Genomic DNA, 24,785 nt, shown 5'->3' on the forward strand with positions numbered 1-24,785 from the left:
CAAGCGGGTCTCTCCCCAACCTCGGTGAGCTGACCTGCACCCCAAAATCAACCTAAAATTTCTGCGCCCAAACCGGCGCACCACCCTCCTTTTGCCCTTACGAAAATGACAACCCGCGGTAAAATTGTAATTGGCGCCCTCATCGTGGCACTCCTTTACTTCGGCATCAACAAGCTGGTTTCCAGCGGTGCCGTCTTCAAAAAAGCCGAAACCCAATCGGTGCTGCTCAACTCCATCGAACTGCCTACCGCTACGGGGGGCTCCCGCGCCAACATTGCGGTGCCGCTCGCGCCGCTGCCCGGCACCCAGCCCGCTGACAAGGGCACGCCTGTGGTGTGGGAAGTAATGGCCTGGAACTCACAGATGGCCGGCATGCTGGCCAACGGCGGGCCGCGCACCACGGTGGGGTCGAGCATGGCCGCCAACGGTATTGACCTACAGATTGTGCGGCAAGATGACGTATCGAAAATGCAGGCCGATTTGGTCAAAAACGCCCTTGACCTGAAAAACAACCCGGAAACGCCGGGCCTGATTGTCAGCATCATGGGCGACGGACTGCCGGCTTTCTCGGCCGTGCAAGTGCAACTGCAAAAGGCTGGTACCGGCCTGCAAATCCTGCCTTACAGCTGCGGCAAATCCTTCGGCGAAGACAAGCTGATGGGTCCCAAAGAATGGCTTGACAACCCGAAATCGGCGCTGGGCAAAACCATTGCCTGCTACCTGCGCGACGGCGACCAGAACATCGCCCTTAAATGGTGCGCCGACAACGGCTTGAAAGTCAACCCCGACGAAACCACCTACGACCCCGAAGCCGTCAACTTCATGGCCGCCAGCGACTTCCTGGTAGCCGCCGAAAAGTACATTGTGGGCAAGCCCGAGTCGCGCACCAAAGTGGTGAACGGCAAAAACACCGGCGTGAAAATCGATGTAGTCGCCGACGGCGTGGCCACCTGGACGCCCGGCGACGTGAACATTGCCAAGCAAAAAGGCGGCCTCGTGACCATTGTCTCGACCAAAGACTACTCCAACCAGATGCCCAACATCATGGTCACGACCAAGCGGTGGTATGATGCTCATCAGAAGGAAGTTACCGGCATCATGACGGCCATGGCCGTGGCCGGTGACCAGGTAAAATCGCACCCCGAAGCTTTGCAACGCGCCGCCGACATTTCGGCCGCCGTGTACGCCGACCAAGACAAGCCCGGTGCTTACTGGCTTAAGTACTACAAAGGCGTGAGCGAAACCGACCGCAACGGCGAAGTAGTGGAACTCGGTGGTAGTAAGGCCTTTAACTTCGCCGACAACCTGACCTTGTTCGGCCTCGACAACGGCGGCACCAACATCTACGCTTCCGTTTATAAGACCTTCGGCGACGTGCAAAGCCGGTTGTACCCCAAAGAGCTGCCCGGCTACGTGCCCCTCGACGAAATGCTCGACCTGACGCCACTACGCCAACTCCAGGAGCAGTACAAAGGCAAAGCCATCGCGCCGGCCGAAACGCAGAAGTTTGCCGCCGACGACGAGATCCGCCAGAGCGTGAGCAGGCGGGCCTGGAACATCGAGTTTGAAACCGGCAAGAGCACGTTCACGGCCGAAACGCAGCGCCAGCTCAACCAACTATTTGACGATCTGGTAGTTGCGGGCCGCCTCAAAGTAGCCGTCCACGGCCACACCGACAACCAAGGCGATCCGCAACGCAACCAGCAGCTTTCCGAAGACCGCGCCCTGGCCGTGGAGCACTGGCTGGAACAAAAAAGCGCCAGCGCCTTCCCCGCCGGCCGCGTGCAGGTGTACGCCCACGGCGCTACCGAGCCCGTCGCCAGCAACGCCACGCCCGAAGGCCGCGCCCAAAACCGCCGCGTGGAGATTGTGCTGGGCAACTAAAAACCAGCTTCTGACAAGGCAAAATAAAGTACTGGCATCCTGAGCAAAGCGAAGGACCTTCTCACCGAAGAACACCTCCCGTTTGCTGCCGAATGCGGCCGTGACAAGGTCCTTCGCTCTGCTCAGGATGCCAGATTTTTTCAGGTGTCTTTCCTCTATCGTCCATGAAAGAACTATTCTCCCCCAATGCCAATCCGCGCCGGCTGGTGTTTACCTCGATGGTGGCCGCGCAGGCAGTGGTGCTGCTCTTGCTGTGGCTGTTTTATCCGCTGCAACTGTTCCCGAGTCTGGGCGATGTGTTTCGCTCCTTAGGCGATCTAATTAGCAGTCAAGGACTTATACAGGAGTTGTGGGCCAGCATGACCACGGCCCTGCAATCCTTGGCCATTGCCACGGTGCTGGCGCTGCTGATCTCGTACCTGACGGCGTTGCCGTTCTTCCGGCCCATCGCCTACGCGGCCACCAAAATGCGCTACCTCACGCTCACGGGCCTTACGTTTTTCATGGCCCTGATGGTGAGTTCGGGCCACGAGGTGAAGCTTTCGGTGCTCATTTTCGGCGCTACGGTGTACCTCGTGACGGGCATGACCAGCGTCATTCTGACCACCACGCAGGAAGAAATGGACCACGCCCGCACTCTGGGCATGAGCGAGTGGCGCAGCTTCTGGGAAGTGGTGGTGCTGGGCAAGCTCGACGAAATGCTGGAAGTCGTGCGCCAGAACTTTGCCATCATCTGGACCATGATCACGCTGGTCGAAACGCTTTATCAATCGGAAGGGGGCATCGGGCTCCTGCTCTACAAGCAAAACCGCTACCTGCACCTTGACGGTGTGGTGGCCATTCAACTGGTAATTCTGGCCACGGGCGCGCTTCAAGATTACGTGTTTGTGCTCCTGCGCCGCGTGTTTTTTCCTTATTCCTCGCTGACCACGGCCAAGTAATTGTCTCCACTTTTCAGGTTCCTTCCAAAGCCATGACTCCTTATTTTTATAAAGAACCCGTCCTGACGCTGCACAACGTGTCGATGGAGTTCAACGGCGAACTCATCCTGCGCGACATCGACGCCCAGGTGCTCGACGTGGTGCGGCCCAACATGAACCAGGGCCAGGTCGTGGGGTTCTACGGCCGCTCGGGCATTGGCAAATCGGTGCTGTGCCGCATCATGGCCGGCCTGGTGCAGCCCACGAAGGGCACCGTGCAAGTAGGTGTTGATCAAACACTTGTGCAGCCGGGCGCGGTGGGCTTCGTGCAGCAGCGCTACCCGTTGTTCAACCACCGCACGCTCTTCGACAACCTGCTGGTGGCCGCCGAGCGCAAGTACAACCCCGACGAGGCCCGCCAGCAGGTCGAAACGTATCTGGAACGCTTTTGCCTGGCGCCGCACCGCAAAAAGTACCCGGCCCACCTTTCCGGCGGCCAGCGCCAACGCGCCGCCATCGCCCAGCAGCTCCTCTGCTCCGACCACCTGATTCTGCTCGACGAGCCGTTTTCGGGCCTCGACATCGCCATGATCGACGAAGTAAAAAAGATTATTGTGGAGGTGACCACCATGGACGAGCTCAACACGGTCATCATCGTGTCCCACGACATCGTGACCACCACGGCCCTCGCCGACCGCCTCTGGCTGCTGGGCTACGAACGCGACGCGGCCGGTAACCCGCTGCCCGGCGCCACCATCAACCAAGACCACCAGTACAACCTCGCCGAAATGGGCCTGGCCTGGCACCCGAACGTAGAGGCCGAACCGGAGTTTGCCCGCTTCGTGGAGCATCTCAAAGACGAGATTCGCCACAGTTAAGAAATTTTAAATGTTGAATTTTGAATGCGGAAGGAACGCCACGCGCTCCTGGGGCAACCTTCCCTTCTCCAGCTCTACCTTCAACATCTAACATTCCCCACGCCATGCCCACCGGTACGCTGCTCATCATCGACGAAGAAACCCGGCTGCGGCAGCTGCTGGCGCGGGTCTTGGAGCTGGAAGGCTACACGGTGCTGCAAGCCATCGACGGGCGGCGGGGGCTGGAAATCCTGGAGCAGCACGCCCAGGAAGTGCTCGTGGTGCTCTCCGACGTGCGCCTGCCCGACTCCAACGGCCTGGAGCTGTTGCCTAAGCTCAAGGCCAAAGCCCCTGATGCAGAAGTAATTCTGATGACGGCCTACGGCACCATCCCCGACGGGGTGCGGGCCATGAAGCACGGCGCTTTCGATTACCTGACCAAAGGCGATTCTGACGATCAACTCCTGGTAATTGTAGAGCGAGCGGCCGAAAAAGCCCGGCTGCGCCACCGCGTGGCCGAACTAGAGCGGCAAGTGGGCCGCCTGCACAGCTTCGAGTCGATGATTGGCAGTTCGCCGGCGTTGCGGCGGGCCCAGCGCTTGGGCGAGCAAGTGGCTCCCACCGACAGCACCGTGCTGCTGGAAGGCCCCACGGGCTCGGGCAAAGAACTGTTTGCCCAGGCCATTCACGAGGCGAGCCAGCGCCGCAGCAAGCCGTTTGTGGCCGTCAATTGCAGTGCTTTCCCACGCGATTTGCTCGAATCGGAGCTGTTCGGCTACCGCAAAGGCGCTTTCACCGGGGCCATGGCCGACAAAAAAGGCCTGTTGGAAGAAGCTAACGGCGGCACGCTGTTTCTGGATGAGATCGGGGAGCTGGAACTGAACGTACAAGCTAAGTTCTTGCGGGTGTTGGAGTTGCAGCAGTTTACCAAGCTCGGTGACACCAAACCCATGGGCGTAAACGTGCGCCTGGTGGCGGCCACCAACCGCAACCTGCGGCAGGAAGCCGCCGAAAGCCGGTTTCGCCCCGATCTGTATTACCGCCTGTCGGTATTTACCATTCCGGTGCCCTCGCTTAAAGAGCGCGCAACCGACGTGCCCGTGCTGGCCAGCTACTTTCTGCAATATTTTGCGGCCAAGCTCAAGAAGCGTCTGCCCGGCCTCGACGACGAATGCCTGCGTCTGCTCCAGCAATACGAATGGCCCGGCAACGTGCGCGAACTCAAAAATGTACTGGAGCGCGCCGCCATTCTGGCCCCCGGCGGCGAGCCGCTGGCGGCCGGCTTCCTGCCCGACGAGTTTCACGTATTGCCCCGCGCCGCCAGCCCCGACGCCGACCCAGACAGTGTGAGCCTGCGGGCCGTGGAAGCACGCCACATCCGGCAGGTGCTCCACGACGTGCAAGGCAACAAAACCGAAGCGGCCCGCCAACTCGGCATCGGCCTGACGACACTGTACCGCAAGCTGCAAGAGTACGACCTGGCCGGTTAAGCGACGCTATGCAACCGCGTTACTACTATAACTATTTGTATATCAAATACTTAACTTATACGCGTACGCGCTGTAATTTCTAATCCTTGCCTGGCGCCGGTAAGCGGAGCAGGCGCTGCACCCTCCTTCTATTCGCCCTATTGGCCGCAAACGGCATTTTCATGAGCCTGAAAATCAAAATAAGGCTGAGCATTCTGACGATGCTCGGTCTCCTGCTGGGCCTGGGGGCGTATGCCTTCTTCGCCATCCGCAACCTCGAACGGGCTACGCACACCCTGGAGCAAGCCAACTTTTACTCCATGCTGCAAGGCCAGCAAATGCTGCAAGCCCTGGACCTGATGGAAACCCCAGCCACGGCGCCCAGCGGCCTGACGCAGTTTGGCCGGGCACTGATCCGCGAAGCCCGCAACATCACCGAGCCCGGCGAGCAAGCCTTAGCCGACAGCCTGGCCCAGAACCTGTCGGGGTTTCAGCGCCTTCTGGATCACAGTGCGCCGCTTTCGGAGCAAACTGCCAAGCTGCAAACGCTGCGCAAAGAGGCGCACCGCCTCGACAACCTCAACGCGGCAGCGTTCGAAACCCGCATGCGTCGCCTTTCCCAAAAAGCGGCGGATTCGCGCCGCGCTATTCTGCTGCTGATGGGCCTGAGCACCTTGCTGGGGGTATCGTTGGTGGTGCGGCTGCCGCGCGTGGTGGTGCGGCCCCTGCGTCGCCTGAGTGCGGGCATCGAATACGCTACTGATCAGGATCTTAGCAACGGCGTCCCGATTGAAAAACACGACGAGGTAGGCACCGTAGCGCAAGCCTTCAACCGCATGCTGGGCCAGATGCAGGACTTACGCAGCGCCACCCGCGCCGAGCTGATTACGGAGCGCAACCGCATGGAAAGCATCGTGCACAGCCTCGACGAAGGCCTGCTGCTCGTCGACCAGAACCGGCGCATTATCTTGGCCAACCCCGTCGCGTGTGCCCTGTTTGAGAAGCCCGTCGAGGCCTTGGTTGGGAGGCCGGCCGAAGAAGTGGCCCAGGAAAGCGACCTGTTGCGCGAGCTGCTCACGCCCCTCAACGCGCCCCGCCCGCAGGAAGCCGTGGCTAACTTGCCCCTGATTACGATCATGCGCAAGGGCGAAGAAACCTTTTACCGCGTGTCGGTCAGCAACATTGTCTCCTTCAACGAAGCCGTCGACAAAACCGAGTTTGCGGGCTATATTCTGTCGCTACGCAACGTGTCGGACTTCAAAAAGCTGGACCAGGTAAAGTCGAACTTTCTGGCGACGGTCTCGCACGAATTCAAAACTCCGCTTGCCAGTATTAACCTGAGCCTGAAGCTCTTACAAGACGAGCGCACCGACGTGGCCGAGCGCCAACGGATTGCCAGCGGCATCCGACAGGAAACCCAGCGCCTGTTGCGCATGGTCGGCGAGTTGCTCGACGTAGCCCGCCTCGACGCGGGCGCCGGCATCAAGCTCAACAAGCAGGCCGTGCCTCTAACCGACGTCGTGCGTTACGCCACTGACACCGTGCGCGCCCAACTCGACGACAAGCAGCTCAGCCTCGAAGCGCACTTGGCCCCCGACTTGCCCACCGTGCGCGCCGACGTAGAAAAGACCACGTGGGTGCTGATTAATCTGCTGGCTAACGCCATTCGCTATTCGCCTCTGGGTGAGCGCCTTATGGTTCGGGCTACGTTACAGGAAGATATGGTGCAGGTGAGCGTACAGGATTGCGGGCCCGGCATTGCGGCCGAGCACCATGAACGCATCTTCCAGCGGTTTGCGCACATCCCGAATGTGAGCGACCACCCCGGCAGCTCTGGGCTGGGGCTGAGCATTTCGCGGGAATTCATCGCGGCACAAGGCGGCAAACTCTGGGTAGAAAGCGCCCCCGGCAGCGGCAGCAACTTTCATTTTACGCTGCCCATTGTATCCTGAAGCAGATAGGCTGCCTTCGCCCTGTGCTTTCTATACAATGTTCAATAGATTCTTGTCTATAGATAATTTATAGCAATTCTGCTATTTTTGCGGCATCACGGGTCACCGCTTGGCAGGCGGTGACCCGTGCAATTGCTAAGATTTAGTTATAGTCGAACAACAGGCTATGTGCTTCTGCGTTAGTAGCTAAGCTGTTTTCTTCATCTGTTTTTCAGGGTTGGCACCATTGTTTCGGTGTGCTGTAGCCTGTTTTTCTGTTCTGCGTTGCCTGCTCATCACCTCTTTGCATCCATGCGTACGTATCATCTCGTTGGCTTATTCCTTGGTTTTCAGTGCTTACTAGCGGGCAATGGTGCGCTGGCCCAAGGCTCGGAAACGCCCGCGGCCGGGGCTCCGGCGGCTACAACAACTGCCACGCCCCCGCAGCTTCCGTTGCCGCAAGTCAGTCCGCACGCTGTCCTTACCCAAACCATCGGCCTGACGGAAGTAGGCATTGACTACCACGCGCCGGGCGTGAAAAACCGGCCGGTTTGGGGCCAGCTCGTGCCGTATGAGCAAGTTTGGCGAGCGGGCGCCAACGAAAACACGGTGATCAGCTTTTCCCAACCTATCACGCTCAATGGCAAAGCCGTGCCAGCCGGCCGGTACTCGTTCTACGTCATTCCGCACGCCGATAAGGATTGGGAAATCATCCTCAACCGCGTCACGACGCATTGGGGCAACGAAGGCTACGATGCCAAAGACGACCAGCTGCGGGTAGCGGCCATGCCCGAACCGGCTCCGTTTCACGAAACCCTGCTTTACTGGTTTTCGGAAGTTCAGCCTACCGGCGCGCACCTCAACCTTACTTGGGAAAAACGTACCCTCACGCTGCTCATCGAAACGCAGGTGCACAACCAAGTGCTGGCCGGAATCGAAAAGACGCTGAGCGCCAAACCCGACGACTGGCAGCTTTTGGCGCAAGCCGCTGACTACTTGGTACAGAATAACTTACAAGCTGAGCTGGCCCTTCGTTACATCAACGAGTCGATCAAGCTAAACGATACCTACGCCAACAATTGGATCAAAGCCCGCCTGCTGGCCGCCCAACAAGACTTCGGCACGGCCGTTGTGTACGCCCGCAAAGCCCTCAAGCTCGGCGACAAAGACGACGCCTCGTTCAAAGCCCAACAGCCTAACATGCGCATCGCCCTTACGGAGTGGCAATCAAAAGCATACTAGGTCCTAGTACAGGCAACAAAAAAGGGGTCCTGCGCAGCATGCTGCGCAGGACCCCTTTTTTGTTGCTTGGTCCTTGGCTGACGGGTGGGCAACATCTATCTACTATCCGGGAAGTGTTCATCGTGAAGCTCCCAAAATGAAGCTAATAGGACTCCGTTACGGAACATCAAGGCATTGCTTCGCGGTAAAAACAGGCAGTATTGAGGAGCTGACAGATTAAGCTGGTCCGAAAGGAGCTGCTGGCGGAAACCTTTATCACTATTCGGACAATGATTTGCATAAACCTAGCCGGTAGTGTGTAACTTTAGTGGAACTGGCTAGCGACGCTTTTTTAGTGGTAACTGGCCATTAGGCTCCGTTCCTCAAGGGCGGTGAGTGGTGTTTCTCTTTTTGAGAGCTGCTTACCTGTCCACCCACTTACCTGCCCCACTATGCCCGCAGAGCTATCGCATCCTGCCCTATCTTCTACTACTAGTACCTGCCTATATATGCCTGAGCCTACCCAGCCGGCTGGCGTCAGCGGACGGCACCCGGCCAGGCGGGTGCGGCCGGCTGCGTGTTGGCTGCTGATGCTGTTGCTTGTGCTGCTGAGTGGCGCGGCCACGACGGCCCGCGCGCAAACGGCCCCTCCGCCCCCGCCAGAATGCGCGGCGGACGAGAAGTTCGCCAACACCTGGTACTTCGGCTTCAAGGCGGGCCTCGACTTCAACCAGGCCACCGATTCCATTCCGCCCACGGTGCTGACCGATGGGGCGATGGATGCCCCCGCCGGCTCCGGCGTGATGTCGGATCGCAACGGTAAGATTCTCTTCTACAGCAACGGCGAAACCGTCTGGAACGCCGACGGCACCGTGATGACCAACGGTACGGGGCTGGCGGGCAGCCGCTTCAATACCGATGGCCCGCTTCCCATCAAGATGCCGGGCATACCTGTGCCGGGCCAACCGACGCGCTACCTGCTCTTCACCCTGAACAGTACCGTGGGCCTTAGTTACTCGGAAATAGACATTCCCGCGGGTGGTGGGCCGGGTACCGTCATAGCCGCTACCAAGAATACCCCCCTGGCCCGCGGCACGGCGGAAAAAATAACGGGTGTATTCCATAAAAACGGCTGCGATATCTGGGTGATCACGCACGGCTGGGGTGATGCCAAAGCCGGCAATGACAACCGGGGCGATGCCTTTCTGGCCTACCGCGTGCGGCAAGCAGCCGGCTATGTAGGTCCGGTCCTCATCGACGTACCCGTCGTCTCGACGGTGGGTTCCGTGCACGCGCTAAGTGCAACGAACACCCTGGGCTACAAAGGCCAGATGAAGGTCACCCCCGATGGCCAACGCTTGGCCCTAGCCCGCTACAGCGAGACCCTAAACGACAGCACCAGCACCGTCGAGCTGTTTGGTTTCGATACCGGCACGGGTCAGGTTAGCGTCAACCCGCAGGTTCCGTATATTGTTGACAAGGGCGAGGGCAAATACTACGGGGTCGAGTTTTCGGGCGGCAACTACCTCTACGCCACGGTGTTAAATCCGCCCAAGCTGCTGCAATTCGACATCAGCGGCAACGGGCCGGTTACCAAGCAGGATGTTCCGCTCAAGCAGAAAACCACTGTCAACCTGGGGTCTATGCAAGCCGCGCCCGATGGCAAGATTTACGTGGCCCGCGACAACCAGCCGGCGCTGGGCTTCATCGCCTACCCCGACTCGCTGGGGGCCAAAGCGCGCTATGCCGACGACAGCCTGCAACTGGGCGGCCGCCTGAGTGGCCTGGGCCTGGTCAACTTCAACCAAAGCTCGCTGCTGCGCGTGGGCCCTAGCGCGGAGATAACGGGTTGCAGGCAAATCACTTTCAGGGCCCCGCCCATTGAGTTCGACGGAAAAACCTACGCCTGGACCTTTGGTGACGGTGCTACCTCAACACTTGAAAATCCCGTTCACACGTATGCTACGCCCGGCAATTACACCGTGACATTACGCATCACGACTGCGTGCTTCTGTCGCGAAAGCTCGGGCGGTATTCTGGTGCCGGATTTGCCTGTGCCGGGTAGCATTGCTGCTCCTCAGACGCTGTGCGCCGGAACCGCGCCGGCCGCTCTTACCAGCACCGCCAATGGTTCCAGCGACGCCGGTTTGCCGCTCGTTTATCAGTGGGAATCGTCAACGGATAATGCCACTTTCACGGCTATAGGAGGAGCCACTGGCGCTACTTACCAACCATCAAGTTCACTGCCAGCCGGCACGACCTATTTCCGTCGGCGCGCGCAGTTGCTGCTGCCTAATCAATCAGGTCCTTACTGCGAACCCCGCTTTACTGCTTCGGTAGCCATCACGGTTCTGCCGGCCCTGACGGCGGGCAGCATCACGGCCAACCAGACGCTGTGCGCCGGCAGTCCGGCAGCCCCGCTCACCAGCACGGCCCCCGCCACGGGCGGTACGGGCACGGTTGCCTACCAGTGGCAGTCGTCTTCGGACAACGCCACTTGGGCTTCCATCCCGAACGCCACCGCCGACACCTACACGCCCGGCCCGCTCGCGGCCACTACCTACTTTCGCCGCCTGGCAATTTCGGGCCCCTGCGCTGCAGCATCTAATACATTGACCATCAACGTATTGCCTGCTTTGGCGGTCGGCAGTATTGCCGCGGACCAAGCCGTCTGCGCCGGTGCTACGCCGGCCCCGCTCACCAGCACAGCGGACGCTACCGGCGGCGCGGGTGCGGTTGCCTACCAGTGGCAATCATCGGCCGACAACGCGACCTGGGCGGCCATAAACGGGGCCACGAATCCGACTTATGCCCCCGGCCAACTCACGGCCACCACGTATTTCCGCCGCCTTGCAAGTTCAGGAGGCTGCTCGCCTGCCGCGTCCAACGTCGTTACCATCACGGTTCTGCCGGCCTTGACGGCGGGCAGCATCGCGGCCGACCAAACGTTGTGCCCTGGCGCTACCCCCGCCCCGCTCACGAGCGCGGCTCCGGCTGGTGGTGGCACGGGTACGTTTGCTTATCAGTGGGAAGCTTCAATCGACAACAATACTTGGACCGCAATACCTGGCGCTACCACCCCGACACTTGCCCTTGGTCCGCTGACGGCTACCACGTACTTACGCCGGCAGGTGACTTCGGGAGGCTGTACTACTGCGCCTTCCAATGTGGTAACCCTGACCGTATTGCCTGCCCTAACGGCCGGCAGCATCACAGCCGACCAGAACATTTGCTCAGGCGCCACACCCTCCCCCTTTACCAGTGTTGCCCCAGCGACGGGCGGCACGGGTACGTATGCGTATCAGTGGGAGTCCTCAGTCGACAACACCACCTGGACGGCCATCCCCGGCGCCACCAACCCGACGTATGCCCCTGGTCCGCTGACGGTTACTACCTTCTTCCGCCGCCAAGCGAGTTCGGGTGGTGGCTGCGCTCCGGCCGTGTCCAATGTTGTCACCATCACCGTAGCGCCGGCCCTGACGGCCGGCAGCATTGCGGCCAACCAGACGCTGTGCTCTGGAGTTAATCCCGCCCCGCTCACGAGCACCGCGGGCGCCACGGGCGGCACGGGCACGTATGCTTACCAGTGGCAGTCGTCGGCTGACAACGCGACCTGGACCGCAATTCCCAGCGCTACCGGCGACACCTTCGCGCCCGGTCCGCTCGCGGCCACTACTTACTTCCGCCGCTTGGTGACCTCAGGAGCCTGCACCACTGCACCTTCTAATGTGGTGACTGTGACCGTGTTGCCTGAATTGACGGCCGGCACCATCGCCGCGGACCAATCCGTGTGCCCTGGCGGCACACCTGCTCCCCTTACCAGCACTGCGGGCGCCGGAGGCGGTACGGGTAGCTACAGCTACCAGTGGCAATCATCCGCAGATAATACAACCTGGACAGCTATTAGCGGGGCCACTGGCCCGACATTCACACCCGGTCCGCTGACGACTACCACGTATTTCCGCCGGCAGGTGACTTCGGGAGGTTGCACCACTGCGCCTTCTAACACAGTGACGGTGACGGTGTTACCGACACTAGTTGCTGGCAGCATCGCCGTCGACCAGGTCATCTGTGCGGGCGCTACGCCGGCGCCGCTCACCAACAGCGGCGATGCCAGCGGCGGCACGGGCACCTATGCTTACCAATGGGAATCATCAGCCGACAATGTAAACTGGACGCCCATCGGCGGCGCTACTGCCTCCACTTACGCACCCGGCTCCCTTACAGCCACGACCTACTTCCGGCGCCGGGTGACTTCGGGCACGGGTACCTGCTCCACGGGAGTTTCGAATGTTGTGGCGGTGCAGGTGCAGCCCCTCGTAACGCCTGGCGTGACTCTGGCGCCCCCGCCCGTGCAATGCCCTGGTACGCCCCTGACCTTCACGGCAGTGGCTACGAACGCGGGCGCCGCGCCTACTTTCCGCTGGTTCGTCAACAACGTGGCCGTGGCCAGCGGGCCTACGTTCACCAGCAGCACGCTGGTCACCGGCGATCAGGTTCGGGTTGAAGTGACTCCCACGGCCGGGTTGTGCAGCTCGGGGCCTGCGGTGGCCACGGTAACCGTCACGCGCACGCCGACACCGCTGCCTACGCTCGCCATTGCCGTGCAACCGGGCGGCCCCGTTTGCTTGGGCGCGCCGCTTACGTTCAACATCGCCAGCGTGACCGAGGCCGGACCGGCCCCTGAATACCAATGGCAGGTCAATGGCAATGACGTGGCCGGAGCGACGGGCCCGGTCTTCACCAGCACGACGCTGCGCGCGGGACAGACCGTGACGCTGCGCCTGCGCACAACTAACGCGTGCGGACAGCCCGTTACGGCTGTTTCTAATGGCATCCCCGTACGGATTCAACCGCCGGTTGATGTAGATGCTGGTCCCGATCTGGAAATTCTGGCCGGCACCTCCGTGAGGCTGGAAGGGCGGGCCGATGGCAATTATCCCGTGACGTGGACGCCGGCGGCGGGGCTGACTTTCCCGAGCAACGAGCCACTGCGGCCATTGGCCTCGCCCACGGTGACCACGACTTACACCCTCTCAGCTGGGGAAGGCGGCTGCGCCGACGCCGACCAAGTGACCGTGACTGTGCGCCCGCCCATCCGCATTCCCAACGCCTTCACGCCCAATGGCGACGGCCGCGACGATACCTGGCAGATTGAGTTCATCGAGCAGTTTCCCGACAATACCGTGAGCGTGTATAACCGCTGGGGCAACCGGATTTTCTCGGTCAACAATTACAGCCGGGCCAACGAGTGGCGCGGCGACATCAACGGCCAGCCTGCTCCGGTCGGTACTTACTACTACGTCGTCGTCACGAAAGGCCCGCTGGGCAAGTCCTACAGTGGTTCGATTACGATTCTGTATTAATTAGGCCGGCTTACTGGGCTTGTATAATCAATTGACAATAAGGCAATTGCTGTTATGAAAAGATCTCTAATTCTACTGCTGCTCCCACTGCTCCTAGCTGCCGCTCCGGCTCTGGCCCAGCAGCAGGCGCAGTACAGCCAGTACATGAATAACAACTACATCCTAAACCCGGGCGCCACCGGCGTGGAGGATTACATCGACGTTAAGTTCAGCTACCGGACGCAGTGGACGGGCCTGGAAGGGGCACCCAAAACCTACTACGCCAGCATCAGCTCCTCGCTCGGCAAGTGGCGCACCACCAGCAAGCGCACCCTCCGCGACCGGCGCCGGCCGTTTCACGCGTTGGGGGCCCTGGTGTACAACGACGTCACCGGGCCCACGAGCCGCAAAGGCGCCTATGTTTCCTACGCCTACAACATGGTTCTGAGGCCCAACCTCCGAGCGGCGCTGGGCGTGTCGGCGGGCATGCAGCAGTTTGCTGTTGATGGGCAGATGCTGCACTTCTTCGACCCCACGACTCAGGCGGCCAGCTCTGCCTCGCGGGTGCTGGATGGGTCGGTAGGCTTGTGGGTGTACAGCTCTGATTTCTACGTGGGGGTGTCGGGTGCGCAATTGCTGGCCAACAAGCTCGACTTCTCTTATGGGAGCCCCAACGGAGTGGACGCGGGCGAAAACTCCCTGAAGCGCCACTACTTCGCTACGGCCGGCGTGCGGGTGCCGCTCAGCAAAGATTGGTCGCTGGTGCCGTCGGTGCTGGTTAAGGCTGTGAACCCGGCCCCGCTCTCTGTCGACCTCAACGCCAAACTCAAGTATCAAGACCTGCTGTGGGCCGGCGTGTCGTGGCGCGCCTTCGACTCGGTTGTGGCGATGGTGGGCTTCAGCTACGAGCAGCTCACGCTAGGCTATTCCTACGATGCCGGCATCTCTGGGCTGTCCGGCTACCACGGCGGCAGCCACGAAGTGCTGCTGGGTTTAAGGCTTAAGAAAAAGGCGCAAGTCGTGTGCACCAACCGGTTTTGGTAAGCTTTACGCTTGACAAATCTCCATCCTTACAACCATTTGACAATCAACGTGTTATAAAGCACATGTTCCGCTATTGCGTCAATACGCCAGACAGGGTTCAAACCGTATGCTTACCGTGCTGCTACTAGTGAGACCCAAGAAGCGCAGTGCTTTGCTCGATTCTGGCAAAGCGCTGCGCTTCTGTCTTTAGTAAAGGATTGCAAGCACCAAGAACATCGGTCAATCTGGGCTGCAATGTTTCCTAAGATGCTGTAGAGGAGCACGTACGTCTTGCTACCCCGATCACTGCCTGCTTTCTCAACCCTAGCAGGACCGCCCACTTTACTTTTTTGCCGCCTACGCCGGCCATCCCAATACGGGAGCTGCTTTATTGACGAAATAATGTTACATTATTTATTGATAACATCCTAAATTAGGCAGCTACATTTCGATCAACTCCCATCCTTTCGCAGGTTCTGGTCATGCAAAACGCACGGTTGATCTCCCGGTTCGCTCTTATTTTCTTGGCCCTGCTGAGCTGGACCTGCAAAGAGAAAAAGGCCATTCCCTCTCAGGAAGCAATTTCTAGCCTACACCTGAAAGCAGGACCGCAAATTACCTGCGGCCCCGCAGACCAGCAGTTCGGAACCCTCAACTTCGCGACTTCCTGCCCCTCGGAAACGCAAGCCGACTTCAACTTAGCCCTCAAGCTGTTGCATTCCTTTGAGTATGAGGAAGCGGAGAAAGTGTTCGCCCAGATCATCCATGTGCGCCCGGATTGCGCCATGGCGTATTGGGGCGTGGCCATGAGCAATTTTCACCCCTTGTGGTCGCCCCCTTCCGAAGCCGAATTGCAAAAGGGGGCCAAAGCGATTGCGCTGGCCCAAAGCCTCCCCCGTAAGTCCCCGAAGGAAGCGGCGTATCTGGAGGCAATCGGTGCTTTTTACCAAGGGTGGAATACGGAAAGCCATGCTGCCCGGTGTCTTGCTTTTGAAAAAGCCATGGAGCAGCTATCGGCCCGCTTCCCCGACGACCAAGAAGCTGCCATCTTGCACGCGCTGGCGCTCACCGCCGCCGCCGACCCGTCGGACACCACTTTTACCAAGCAGAAGAAAGCGGGCGCCATTCTGACGGCGCTCTACCCCAAGGCGCCCAACCACCCCGGCATCATTCACTACCTCATTCATGCCTACGACAGTCCGGCGCTAGCCAAACTAGCGTTGCCTGCGGCCCGAAAATATGCGGCGGTCGCTCCTTCCTCCGCCCATGCGCTGCACATGCCTTCGCACATCTTCACGCGGCTGGGCCTGTGGGATGAATGCCTCAAGTCCAATCTGGAGTCGGTTGCTTCGGCGCAGTGCTATGCAGAGGCGACCGGCATCAAAGGACATTGGGACGAGGAGTTGCACGGCATGGACTACCTCATGTATGCCTATTTGCAAAAAGGCGACAACGCGCTCGCCAAACGGCAGTGGGAGTACCTCAATACCATCCGCGAGGTTCACCCCGCCAACTTTAAAGTGGCCTACGCTTTTGCCGCTATTCCTTCCCGGTATGTATTGGAAAACAAGCAGTGGCGCGAAGCTGCTGCCCTGCCGAGCCCCCAGGCTAATTTCAGCTGGGAGGAGTTTCCGTGGCAGAATGCCATTGTCCATTTTACGCGACTTTTGGGTGATGTTCACACCGATCAGCTACCGGCCGCAAACACCGAATTGCAGGAACTCAAACGGCTGCAAGCCCGCCTAACGCAACAAAAAGACACTTACAAAGCCCAACAGGTGCAAATTCAGATAACCACCGGCGAAGCGTGGATCCGGCTGAAGGAAGGACGGCAAAACGCTGCCGTACGGCTGATGACGCTCGCTGCCAACCTGGAGGACCACACCGAAAAACATCCGGTTACGCCCGGGGAGGTGCTTCCGGCCCGCGAGCTACTCGGAGATATGCTCATGCAGGTACAGCAGCCAGCACAAGCCCTGGTCGCGTACGAAGCCAGTTTAAAAAGGCACCCCAACCGGCTTAATAGCCTATATGGTGCCGGGTCAGCAGCCGAAAAGGCGGGTGAGCAAGGCAAAGCAAGCAGCTATTTCAGGCAATTGCTCGCTGTTGCCCCCTTGGGAAGCTCCCCCAGGTCCGAACTAACGGCGGCCCGCCTTTACGTGCGCGCACAGCAATAAGGGCGCTGTAAGATGCGCTCAGCCCTATCAGAGTGGCAAACGAGTGCCTATTAGCCAGGTTTGAAACTACAAGCTTAGCGCGTCGATATAGCCGATACTAAAGAAGCTCATTGCCATGCCCGAACCTGACAAGGCAACGCCCTTGCAACCCACTTATCATGGAAATATTCTCTTTTCCCGGAGCAGTAATCCATGGGAAGAAAATAGAATCGTAGGAGGGGACGCTGTATAACTTGCATTATGTCAAGCGACTTTTTCTAGAGTTCAGGTACCTTATACCCTGATGCTGTTTATCGGAAAGGTGCTAAACCGCCTCCTCATACCCGACGTGATCGGGCTCCATGCGGTTGGTGGCAAAGTCAGCCCAGCTCTCGAAGAAATCCGTGCGGGGATAGACGCCATCGCCGCGTCCGGCCCACGTGAGGTGTACGAGCACCAGCCGCTGGTCCGGGAGGTGGAAGAGAACATCATCGGTACCCTCATGTTTGCCAATGGGGGTAAGGGGGATGCCATATACGGGATGGCCCGGGGCGAGCTCGTGGCGCAGTTCGTGCTGGACGCTGGCGTGTTGACTTTCCGGTAAGCCCGCCCACGGCTCTAACCAAGGGTAATTCACGGTCATTATTGCTGGTCGTATAAGTAATCGTTATGTAAAGCAATAGAGCTAAACAATGCGCCATTTCAATCTTGTCAAGCTAGAATAACACCTTGACAACCGGCCTAAAACCTTGCTATAACTCTCAGATTAACAAGCCTTTGCGAAAGATAGTTGGGCACCGAATACGTAACGCCGTTGATATCCTGCACGTAGTTGTAGCCCGCTACGTTGTTGGCTGCCAGCACATTAAGCAGTTCCAATCCTATCCATAGGCTTTCTAGCTGGCCAGGTTTGCGGGTTGCTTCCGTTGCGTTACGCAAGGAAATCACCTTGGAGAAGCCCAAATCGACGCGCTTGTACGAGCGGCTGAGCTTGCTGGTGCCCCGCAAATCGGGCAAGTCGGGAGGGCTAAACGGCAATCCGGTACCAAACACTACGTTCACATAGCCCCGCACCGAGGGATTATCGGGCAGGTGATCTTGGAAGAAAATACCCAAGTTGAGGCGTTGGTCGGAAGGCCGGCGAATGTAGCCTTTCGGCACGCGACCGGTTTTTTGGCCGGCGTCGTTGTAGGTGTTGATGGAATCGCCGTCGAGGTTTTCGCGGGTGGTGAGCACGCCCAGGCTAAACCACGATTCGGCCCCTTTCACAAACTCGCCGCTTACCCGCGCGTCAACACCTGCCGCGTAAGCCCGGGCGTTGTTTTTGGCGAAGTAGCGCAGCCGCACGTTGTCGATGTCGTAGGGCACCACATCAGTCAGATACTTGTAATAAGCCTCGCCGGTAAAGCGAAAATCGCGGCCAAATTGCTTGAACCGAATCTCGTTGCCCACGATGAAGTGCAACGACCGCTGGGCCCGCAGCTCCGGGTTGAGCTGTGCTTGGATAACGAGCGGATCGCTGGCGCTGAGGCGCGTGCCTACCTGGCTGCGCAACTCGCGGTAAAAAGGCGGCTGGTAGTATACCCCCGTTGCCGCCTTCCACGACACGTTGGGATGGCGCGGCGAAGTATACGCATACTGCACGCGCGGACTAATCACAAGTTGTTGATTGACAGTCCAATAGTGAAAGCGTACGCCATAGGTCAACGTTTGCATCGAATCCAGCTCGATGGTGTGTTGCGCATAGCCTTGGTAGCGGTAGCTGCTCAGGTTAAGGTTGGAAAGCAACCGCGTCCGGCGAGCGTCGGGTACGTAATCGGCCGAATCGGCAAAGCTGTATTCGTTGAGCGTATCCTCTATTTTTTCGCGGCCGGCCTTGGCGCCCCACCGCACCACGTGGCGCGTGCCGGGCGTCCAGCGGCCGCGGGCTTCGAGGGTGGCAATGCGGGCGGTGAGGTTGTTGCGCGAGTTATTGAAGCGCGAACCCAGGTCGCGCACCCGTGTGGGCAGGTTGAAATCCGGGGAGTTGGGGTCGCGGTTGATGTCTGACAAGAGGTAATTGGCCTCGACATCGCGGTATTCCAGCTCGCGCGAAATCATGGCACCGGCCAGCAGCTCGCCTTGCAGCTTGGGCGTAAAATTATGCCGCAGATTTAGGCCGCCCTGGTACGTGTCGTACTGCATCCGCTCGTGGCCGTCGTAGAAGATGGTCAGGCGAGAAAATTGATTGACGGAGGTGCTAAATGTGCTCTGCCCCGACTCCGGCGTGAAGCGGAAGGCGTTGTGGGCGAACGTGGTAAGTAGGCCAAGTGTCGTGCGCTCGGGGTTATCCTGCGGGCCCAGGGCCGCGCTTACGTAAGCTTGGCCGTCGTAAAACGTGGGGTTGTAGCCGCCCTGGTTTTGCTTCAGCGAGTTGAGCACATACTGGGCGTTTTTGTAACGCACGCCGGCCAGGTAGCTGATGCGCTTGTTGGCCGAAATTGCGCCCACGTGGGCCGTGCCGCCCACCAGACTCCCGGTGGCCGAAGCTTCAAACCGTTGGGGCGTCTTGTAATCCAGACTCAGTACCGACGAAAGCTTGTCGCCGTACTTCGGCTGCCAGCCGCCACTCGAAAACTCGACTTTGCTCACTAGATCGGGGTTCACGAAGCTCAAGCCCTCTTGCTGCGCCGAGGTCACCAGAAACGGCCGGTACACCTCAATGCCATTGACGTACACGAGGTTTTCGTCGTAGTTGCCGCCGCGAACCGAGTAGGTGCTGGTCAGTTCGTTGTTGGCCACTACGCCCGGCAGCGTCGTCAGAATTTTGTTGAAATCACCGAAAGCCGACGGCAGTTCCTTCGCAGCCCGCGGGTCGAGGGGCGTAATGCTGACCTGCTCGCGGGTGTCGGTGTTGTCGGAGCGGCCGCGCACCGTGACGTTGCCGATGGCCCGCGAATCAGGTTGCAACGTCAGGGTGAGTTCGCGCGGCTCACTAAGATTGAGCGGCACGCGCAGGGTATGAAAACCCAAGCGCCGCGCGATAAGCACGGGCGTACGGCTGCCAGCTGGCCGCCCCACGTTCAAGGAAAAATGCCCTTGTTCATCGGTGGTCGTCCCACCGGGCTGTCCTTCCACGCCAATGCCAACCAGGTCCAGCGGATGGCCGTCGGCGTCGCGGACTGTGCCCGATACGGGCACTCGGCTCGCAGTCGGCTGAGCTAAAGCAGTGGAATAGCTAAGACAAAGTAACCAAAACATTATCAGTGCTTTACAAAGCAAGCACTGTTTCATCTGGTTGTGCTCTTGCATTAGTCTTGCTCTTCCGTCCCGATGGTGGCCGAGAGCAACGAGCGCATCTCCGCCAAGGTGGCTACCGGGTCGGGGGAATGAAATACGAAGCTGCCAGCTACCAGCACATCGGCACCCGCTTCAACCAAGGCCGTGGCGTTTTCACTAGTTACGCCGCCGTCGACTTCAATCAGGGCCGGCGAGCCGTTGTCGACCAGCAGCTCCTTTAGCGCCGCCACTTTACGCAGCGTATTCGGAATAAACGACTGGCCGCCAAACCCTGGGTTGACCGACATGACCAGCACCTGATCCAGATCGGCGGCAATGTCTTCCAACACCCACACCGGCGTGTGCGGGTTCAGGGCCACGCCGGCTCGGCAACCCAAGGCCTTGATCTGCTGCACCACGCGGTGCAGGTGCGTACAGGCTTCGTAATGCACCGTAATGTTGGTGGCTCCCGCATCGCGGAAAGCACTCAGGTAGTTCTGCGGATCTTCGATCATCAGGTGCACGTCCAGGGGCTGCTTGGCGTAACGGCTGATGGCTTGCAGCACCGGGATACCAAACGAAATATTGGGCACAAACCGGCCGTCCATGATGTCGCAATGCAGCCAATCGGCGGCACTGTTGGCCAAACGCTCGGTTTCGAATTGCAGATTGGCAAAATCAGCGGCCAGAAAGGACGGCGCCAGCAGCGGCGCTATGCGGCGGGAAGAAGTCATACCGCGAAGGTAAGCAGGTGAAAGAGAATGCGGAAGGAGTTCCTTGGGCAACTAGCTATACTTGCCGTGCTGAGGGATCATGCGTTTGCCGGGCGCATGGCATCACTCCGCCACCGAAAGCCCAATTCTTCACAACTAACTATTGATCAAATAGTTACAGTTTAACAAATCGCACGGTGCGTTGTCGCTTGCCACTTGCCTTAACCAGGCACAAATACACGCCCTTGGCCAGGCTTATGGGCTGCAAACGCACGGCCGCGGCGTTGGCGGCGGGCACGTCTTGCTGCGCTACCAGGGCGCCGTGGGTATCGATAATTCGCACGTACAGCGGCACGGCCTGTAGCTCCTTGGGCAATTGCAGAAACAGCTCCTCGTCGCGCGTAGGGTTCGGATACAGCACCACATCGTTAGAAAACTCGTCGCGGTCGATGGCCACTAAGTCGTTGGCCTGCACAAAGTTGGGAATACCAAACCCGTATTCGTCGTTGGGCATTTTCGCCCGGCTGGCCGAGCGCTCCAGAAAGCTGATGACCTGCTGAGCCGTCAGCGTCGGGTTGGCTTGCCAGAACCCGGCGGCCATTCCGGCCAGAATCGGGCACGAAAAGGACGTACCGTTGCCGCGGACGACGCTGCCGTTGCTGGTCAGAATGGCGGAAGCGCGGCCCTGGGCCATGAGCGAGGGCTTGATGCGGCCGTCAGCCGTGGGGCCGATGGAGCTGAACGAAGCGCGGATCCGCAGGGAATCCACGGCCCCCACCGTCAGAATAGAGTCGGCGTCGGCGGGGGCCGTGATGTAGCGCCAGGAGTTGCCGCCTTCGTTGCCGGCGCTGCTCACCACCAGCATGCCTACGCGCGCCGCAATAGTCGCCGCCCGCGTAGAAATGGCCGTGCGGCCGTTCATGTCGTTGTAGGTATAGTCGATGGACGGGTAGTCGAAGCTGTTGTAGCCCAGCGAAGAGCTGATCACGTCCACGCCTACCGAATCGGCGTATTCAGCCGCAATGAGCCAGTTGACCTCTTCCACCGGGTGCTCCGAGTTCACGTCCTCAGTCAGGCACAGGTGATACGTGGCCTTGGGCGCCGTACCCATGAAAAAGCCCGGCTGATTGGCGGCCAACGTCGATAACGTATTGGTACCGTGGCTGTCGCGAATGAAGACCGACTTGTTTTTCTCAACAAAATTGAAGGTACTGGCCAAGCGCTTTTCTCCGAACAACGGCGTGAAAGCCGGAATTTTGTCGACGCCGGGAAAGCCGCCATCAAACACGGCAATCTGCATGCCTTCGCCCCGGAAGCCGGCGTTGTGCATGTCCACGGCCCCGATCATTTGGGCCTGCGTAAATGCCTGCCCGTAGTCAGATCGGCTTAGGGCACGGGCCTGCACATCGGAGGCCGCTTCGGGATCGCGCTTGTGGGTGCCGGGCAGGCCGCGGTTGAGCGTGCGGGCGCTTTGCACGCACGGCAAGGCGTTGAGCTTGGCCAAAGTAGCCGAATCGCAGGCTACCACGGCAGCATTAAACCACCGCGACGTATACCACAATTGTGCGCCCGGCACGGCTTTCACCTGGGCTACATAACTGGGATTAACGGGCAAATCGCGCACGCTCAGGGCGATGCCCTGCCGGGTACGCCGCTGCAACGCCCGCGCCGACAGAAAAGTCTGGGGCTGCGTGAGCTTATAAGGCGAATTGGCTTTATCGCGAAAATAAAGTAAGTGCTTGCGGATCGCCGTGACCGGCGGCGCCGAGGCCCCTGCCGCTTGGGCCAGCAAGCCGCTTCCTAGCAAATACACCAGCACTAGCTGAAAAACTCGCATCTAATCAGATTATAGCAGGGAAGATACGGATTTACGACTTTTTTGCCCCGCTCCGCCAACGCTTTTTCCGTAGCAGCACTCCCTTATGTTTAGGCAGCGACAAATACACAAAACAATTCAAACGCAAGCAGTTGATTATCAATTACTTATAAGCACAAAAACAAGAGTGGGCTGATATGACTATCAGCCCACTCTTGCCTTATAACTAACGCCTTTAATTGCACAAAACTCACTTTGCTGTTACATCCTACCCGATTCTACGAGCACTTCGGTGCGCGAATAACCCGATTTGATGTAGCCGTCGACTTTGGCGCACCCGGCGGGCGCACCGGGTGGGCAGCCGTAGTTGTAGCGCCGCGCTACCCGGTACACCAAGCCCACGGATTTGGCAAACACGCGCCGGTACACGGTGGGGTAAAACTTGTTTTCCGTGTCGTCGGCGGTGGTTGTCACCGTGGTCGGGTACGAATACGTTTTGCCATTCGAGTTGATTTTGAACGGCGCACCGACTTCGGCATACCGCCGCGTTTCGGCCGTGATCGTATCGGAGAGGCTGTTGTAAGCATTCAGGTTCCAGGCGCGGTTGCTGCGTACCGGAAAGACCAGCTCCACGGTACGGCGGTTCTGGGTAGTAAGCAGCAACGTCTGCTGGCTGGGATTGACCACGATCGTACTGTCGTCGAGCCAGTTAGCAGCGGCATTAGCCCGTTTCGAGCGCACAATGCGGTACGCCTGTTGGCCGGCGGCATCTGTAAAAGCCTCTTCCACCCGCTCGCGCAGCTGGTATTTACGGGCCGTCCCGACGTTTTCCTGCCAGGTGCTGTCCACGACGTCGTAGATGCGAAAATCCTTTACCGCCACCGGATAATAATCGGTGCCGAGGTCCGGACCGGCCTCACTTTCGTTTTTACAGGCGTCCACAGCAAAGGCCAACAACCCTACCGACGCAAAATACAAATACTTACTAGTCAATAATTTACCCCAACGGTTCATACAGTAGCACTAACGGACGCCGAATGTTCGGGGACCTCACCAATAGTGTGCCGTTCTATCCAGCCGCCGCCCAATACATCGTTGCCGTCGTAGAATACGGCCGCTTGTCCGGGCGTGATGGCGTGTACCGGCTCTTCGAAATACACGTAGATTTTGTCGCCTTTTTGTTCCAGAAAAGCCGTTGCGCCGTCGTGGTTATAGCGGATTTTGGTGGTGCTGGGCACCAGACCACGGCCTTCCAGCGAAGCGTATTTCCCCAAGTTGAGTTTACCCACAACCGTTTGGGTACTAGCCAGTTCCTCAAAGTTGCCGAGTACTACTTGGTTGGTTTCCGGCCGGATTTCCGTCACGTACACCGGAAATCCCAGCGCTACGCCCAAGCCTTTGCGCTGCCCGATGGTGTAAAACGGATAGCCTTCGTGCTTGCCGATCACGGTGCCGTCGCGGAGCACAAACTCGCCGCCGGCTACGCGCGCCTCCAGCCCTTCCACCCGACGCCGCAGAAAGCCGCGGTAGTCGTTGTCGGGGATAAAGCAGATTTCGTAGCTCTCCGGCTTGTTCACCAGTTCCGTGAAACCACGGTCGCGGGCCATTTGGTAGATCTCGGTTTTGCGCAGCGAACCCAACGGAAACATGGTACGCGCCAAGCTCTCTTGCGACACCCCCCACAGCGCGTACGACTGATCTTTGTTTTCGTCGAGGCCTTTGCTGATCACGTAGCGGCCGTTTTCGTGGCGTACGTTGGCGTAGTGCCCCGTCGCAATGTACTGGCAACCAAGCTGATCGGCACGGCGCAGCAAGGCATCCCACTTGATGTGGGTGTTGCAGAGCACGCACGGATTGGGCGTGCGGCCGGCTAAGTACTCGTCGGTGAAATTATTGATGACAAAATCGCCGAACTCGTCGCGAATGTCAATGATGTAGTGCGGAAAGCCGAGCTGCACGGCGATGTCGCGGGCGTCGTTGATGGAGTCGAGCGAGCAGCAGCCCGTTTCCTTCTTCGATCCGCCGGCCGAGGCATAATCCCATGTTTTCATGGTCATGCCCACTACCTCGTATCCTTGTTCATGCAGCAGCACGGCGGCTACTGAGCTGTCGATGCCGCCGCTCATGGCGACCAGCACGCGTCCTTTTGAATTGTTCATATTGTGTCCGCCCAGAAGGTGAAAGTTTCGGCC

15 protein-coding genes are annotated in these 24,785 nt (G+C 59.2%); 10 read left to right on the forward strand and 5 right to left on the reverse strand.

Going from position 1 to position 24,785, the window contains the following annotated elements:
- Positions 1-105: 105 nt before the first annotated feature.
- From H9I52_RS09750 to H9I52_RS09795, 10 genes are all read left to right on the forward strand, one after another.
- Positions 106-1,884 carry an OmpA family protein gene (locus tag H9I52_RS09750; protein ID WP_187453703.1) on the forward strand — a complete coding sequence of 593 codons (1,779 nt, stop codon included), beginning with the start codon at positions 106-108 and terminating at the stop codon, positions 1,882-1,884.
- 164 nt (positions 1,885-2,048) lie between these two features.
- Complete coding sequence (locus H9I52_RS09755) at positions 2,049-2,825, forward strand: ABC transporter permease (protein ID WP_139517231.1); 777 nt, start codon at positions 2,049-2,051, stop codon at positions 2,823-2,825.
- Positions 2,826-2,857: 32 nt separating this feature from the next.
- Positions 2,858-3,682: an ATP-binding cassette domain-containing protein gene (locus tag H9I52_RS09760; protein ID WP_187453704.1), complete on the forward strand. Its 825-nt coding sequence runs from the start codon at positions 2,858-2,860 to the stop codon at positions 3,680-3,682.
- 104 nt (positions 3,683-3,786) lie between these two features.
- A complete protein-coding gene (locus H9I52_RS09765; protein ID WP_187453705.1) occupies positions 3,787-5,151 on the forward strand; it encodes a sigma-54-dependent transcriptional regulator in 1,365 nt (454 codons plus the stop codon).
- A 161-nt stretch (positions 5,152-5,312) separates the two neighbouring features.
- The gene (locus H9I52_RS09770) at positions 5,313-7,082 is read left to right on the forward strand and encodes a sensor histidine kinase (RefSeq protein ID WP_187453706.1); all 1,770 of its coding nucleotides are present in this window, start codon (positions 5,313-5,315) and stop codon (positions 7,080-7,082) included.
- 291 nt (positions 7,083-7,373) lie between these two features.
- The gene (locus H9I52_RS09775; RefSeq protein ID WP_187453707.1) at positions 7,374-8,303 is read left to right on the forward strand and encodes a DUF2911 domain-containing protein; all 930 of its coding nucleotides are present in this window, start codon (positions 7,374-7,376) and stop codon (positions 8,301-8,303) included.
- A gap of 488 nt (positions 8,304-8,791) precedes the next feature.
- A complete protein-coding gene (locus H9I52_RS09780) occupies positions 8,792-13,648 on the forward strand; it encodes a gliding motility-associated C-terminal domain-containing protein (protein WP_187453708.1) in 4,857 nt (1,618 codons plus the stop codon).
- A 54-nt stretch (positions 13,649-13,702) separates the two neighbouring features.
- The gene (locus tag H9I52_RS09785) at positions 13,703-14,671 is read left to right on the forward strand and encodes a type IX secretion system membrane protein PorP/SprF (RefSeq protein WP_139517237.1); all 969 of its coding nucleotides are present in this window, start codon (positions 13,703-13,705) and stop codon (positions 14,669-14,671) included.
- Positions 14,672-15,132: 461 nt separating this feature from the next.
- Positions 15,133-16,827 (forward strand): tetratricopeptide repeat protein, encoded by a 1,695-nt coding sequence (locus tag H9I52_RS09790; protein ID WP_187453709.1) that lies wholly within the window; start codon positions 15,133-15,135, stop codon positions 16,825-16,827.
- Positions 16,828-17,110: 283 nt separating this feature from the next.
- A complete protein-coding gene (locus H9I52_RS09795; protein ID WP_187453710.1) occupies positions 17,111-17,410 on the forward strand; it encodes a hypothetical protein in 300 nt (99 codons plus the stop codon).
- A gap of 137 nt (positions 17,411-17,547) precedes the next feature.
- Here H9I52_RS09795 and H9I52_RS09800 read toward each other — a convergent pair whose 3' ends face one another.
- The 5 genes from H9I52_RS09800 to mnmA all read right to left on the reverse strand — a co-directional run bounded on the left by H9I52_RS09800 (position 17,548) and on the right by mnmA (position 24,752).
- Positions 17,548-20,046, reverse strand: coding sequence for a carboxypeptidase-like regulatory domain-containing protein (locus H9I52_RS09800; RefSeq protein WP_187453711.1), 2,499 nt, complete (start codon positions 20,044-20,046; stop codon positions 17,548-17,550).
- A gap of 50 nt (positions 20,047-20,096) precedes the next feature.
- Positions 20,097-20,798, reverse strand: a complete 702-nt coding sequence (gene rpe / locus H9I52_RS09805; protein WP_139517241.1) for a ribulose-phosphate 3-epimerase — start codon at positions 20,796-20,798, stop codon at positions 20,097-20,099.
- A 154-nt stretch (positions 20,799-20,952) separates the two neighbouring features.
- On the reverse strand, positions 20,953-22,614 hold the full coding sequence (locus tag H9I52_RS09810; RefSeq protein WP_187453712.1) for a S8 family serine peptidase: 1,662 nt from the start codon (positions 22,612-22,614) through the stop codon (positions 20,953-20,955).
- 240 nt (positions 22,615-22,854) lie between these two features.
- Complete coding sequence (locus H9I52_RS09815) at positions 22,855-23,607, reverse strand: hypothetical protein (RefSeq protein ID WP_187453713.1); 753 nt, start codon at positions 23,605-23,607, stop codon at positions 22,855-22,857.
- Complete coding sequence (gene mnmA, locus H9I52_RS09820; protein WP_187453714.1) at positions 23,604-24,752, reverse strand: tRNA 2-thiouridine(34) synthase MnmA; 1,149 nt, start codon at positions 24,750-24,752, stop codon at positions 23,604-23,606. Before mnmA ends, H9I52_RS09815 begins: the two co-directional genes overlap by 4 nt.
- Positions 24,753-24,785 lie beyond the last annotated feature (33 nt).

Source organism: Hymenobacter sp. BT491 (assembly GCF_014349165.1).
Lineage (GTDB): Bacteria > Bacteroidota > Bacteroidia > Cytophagales > Hymenobacteraceae > Hymenobacter > Hymenobacter jejuensis.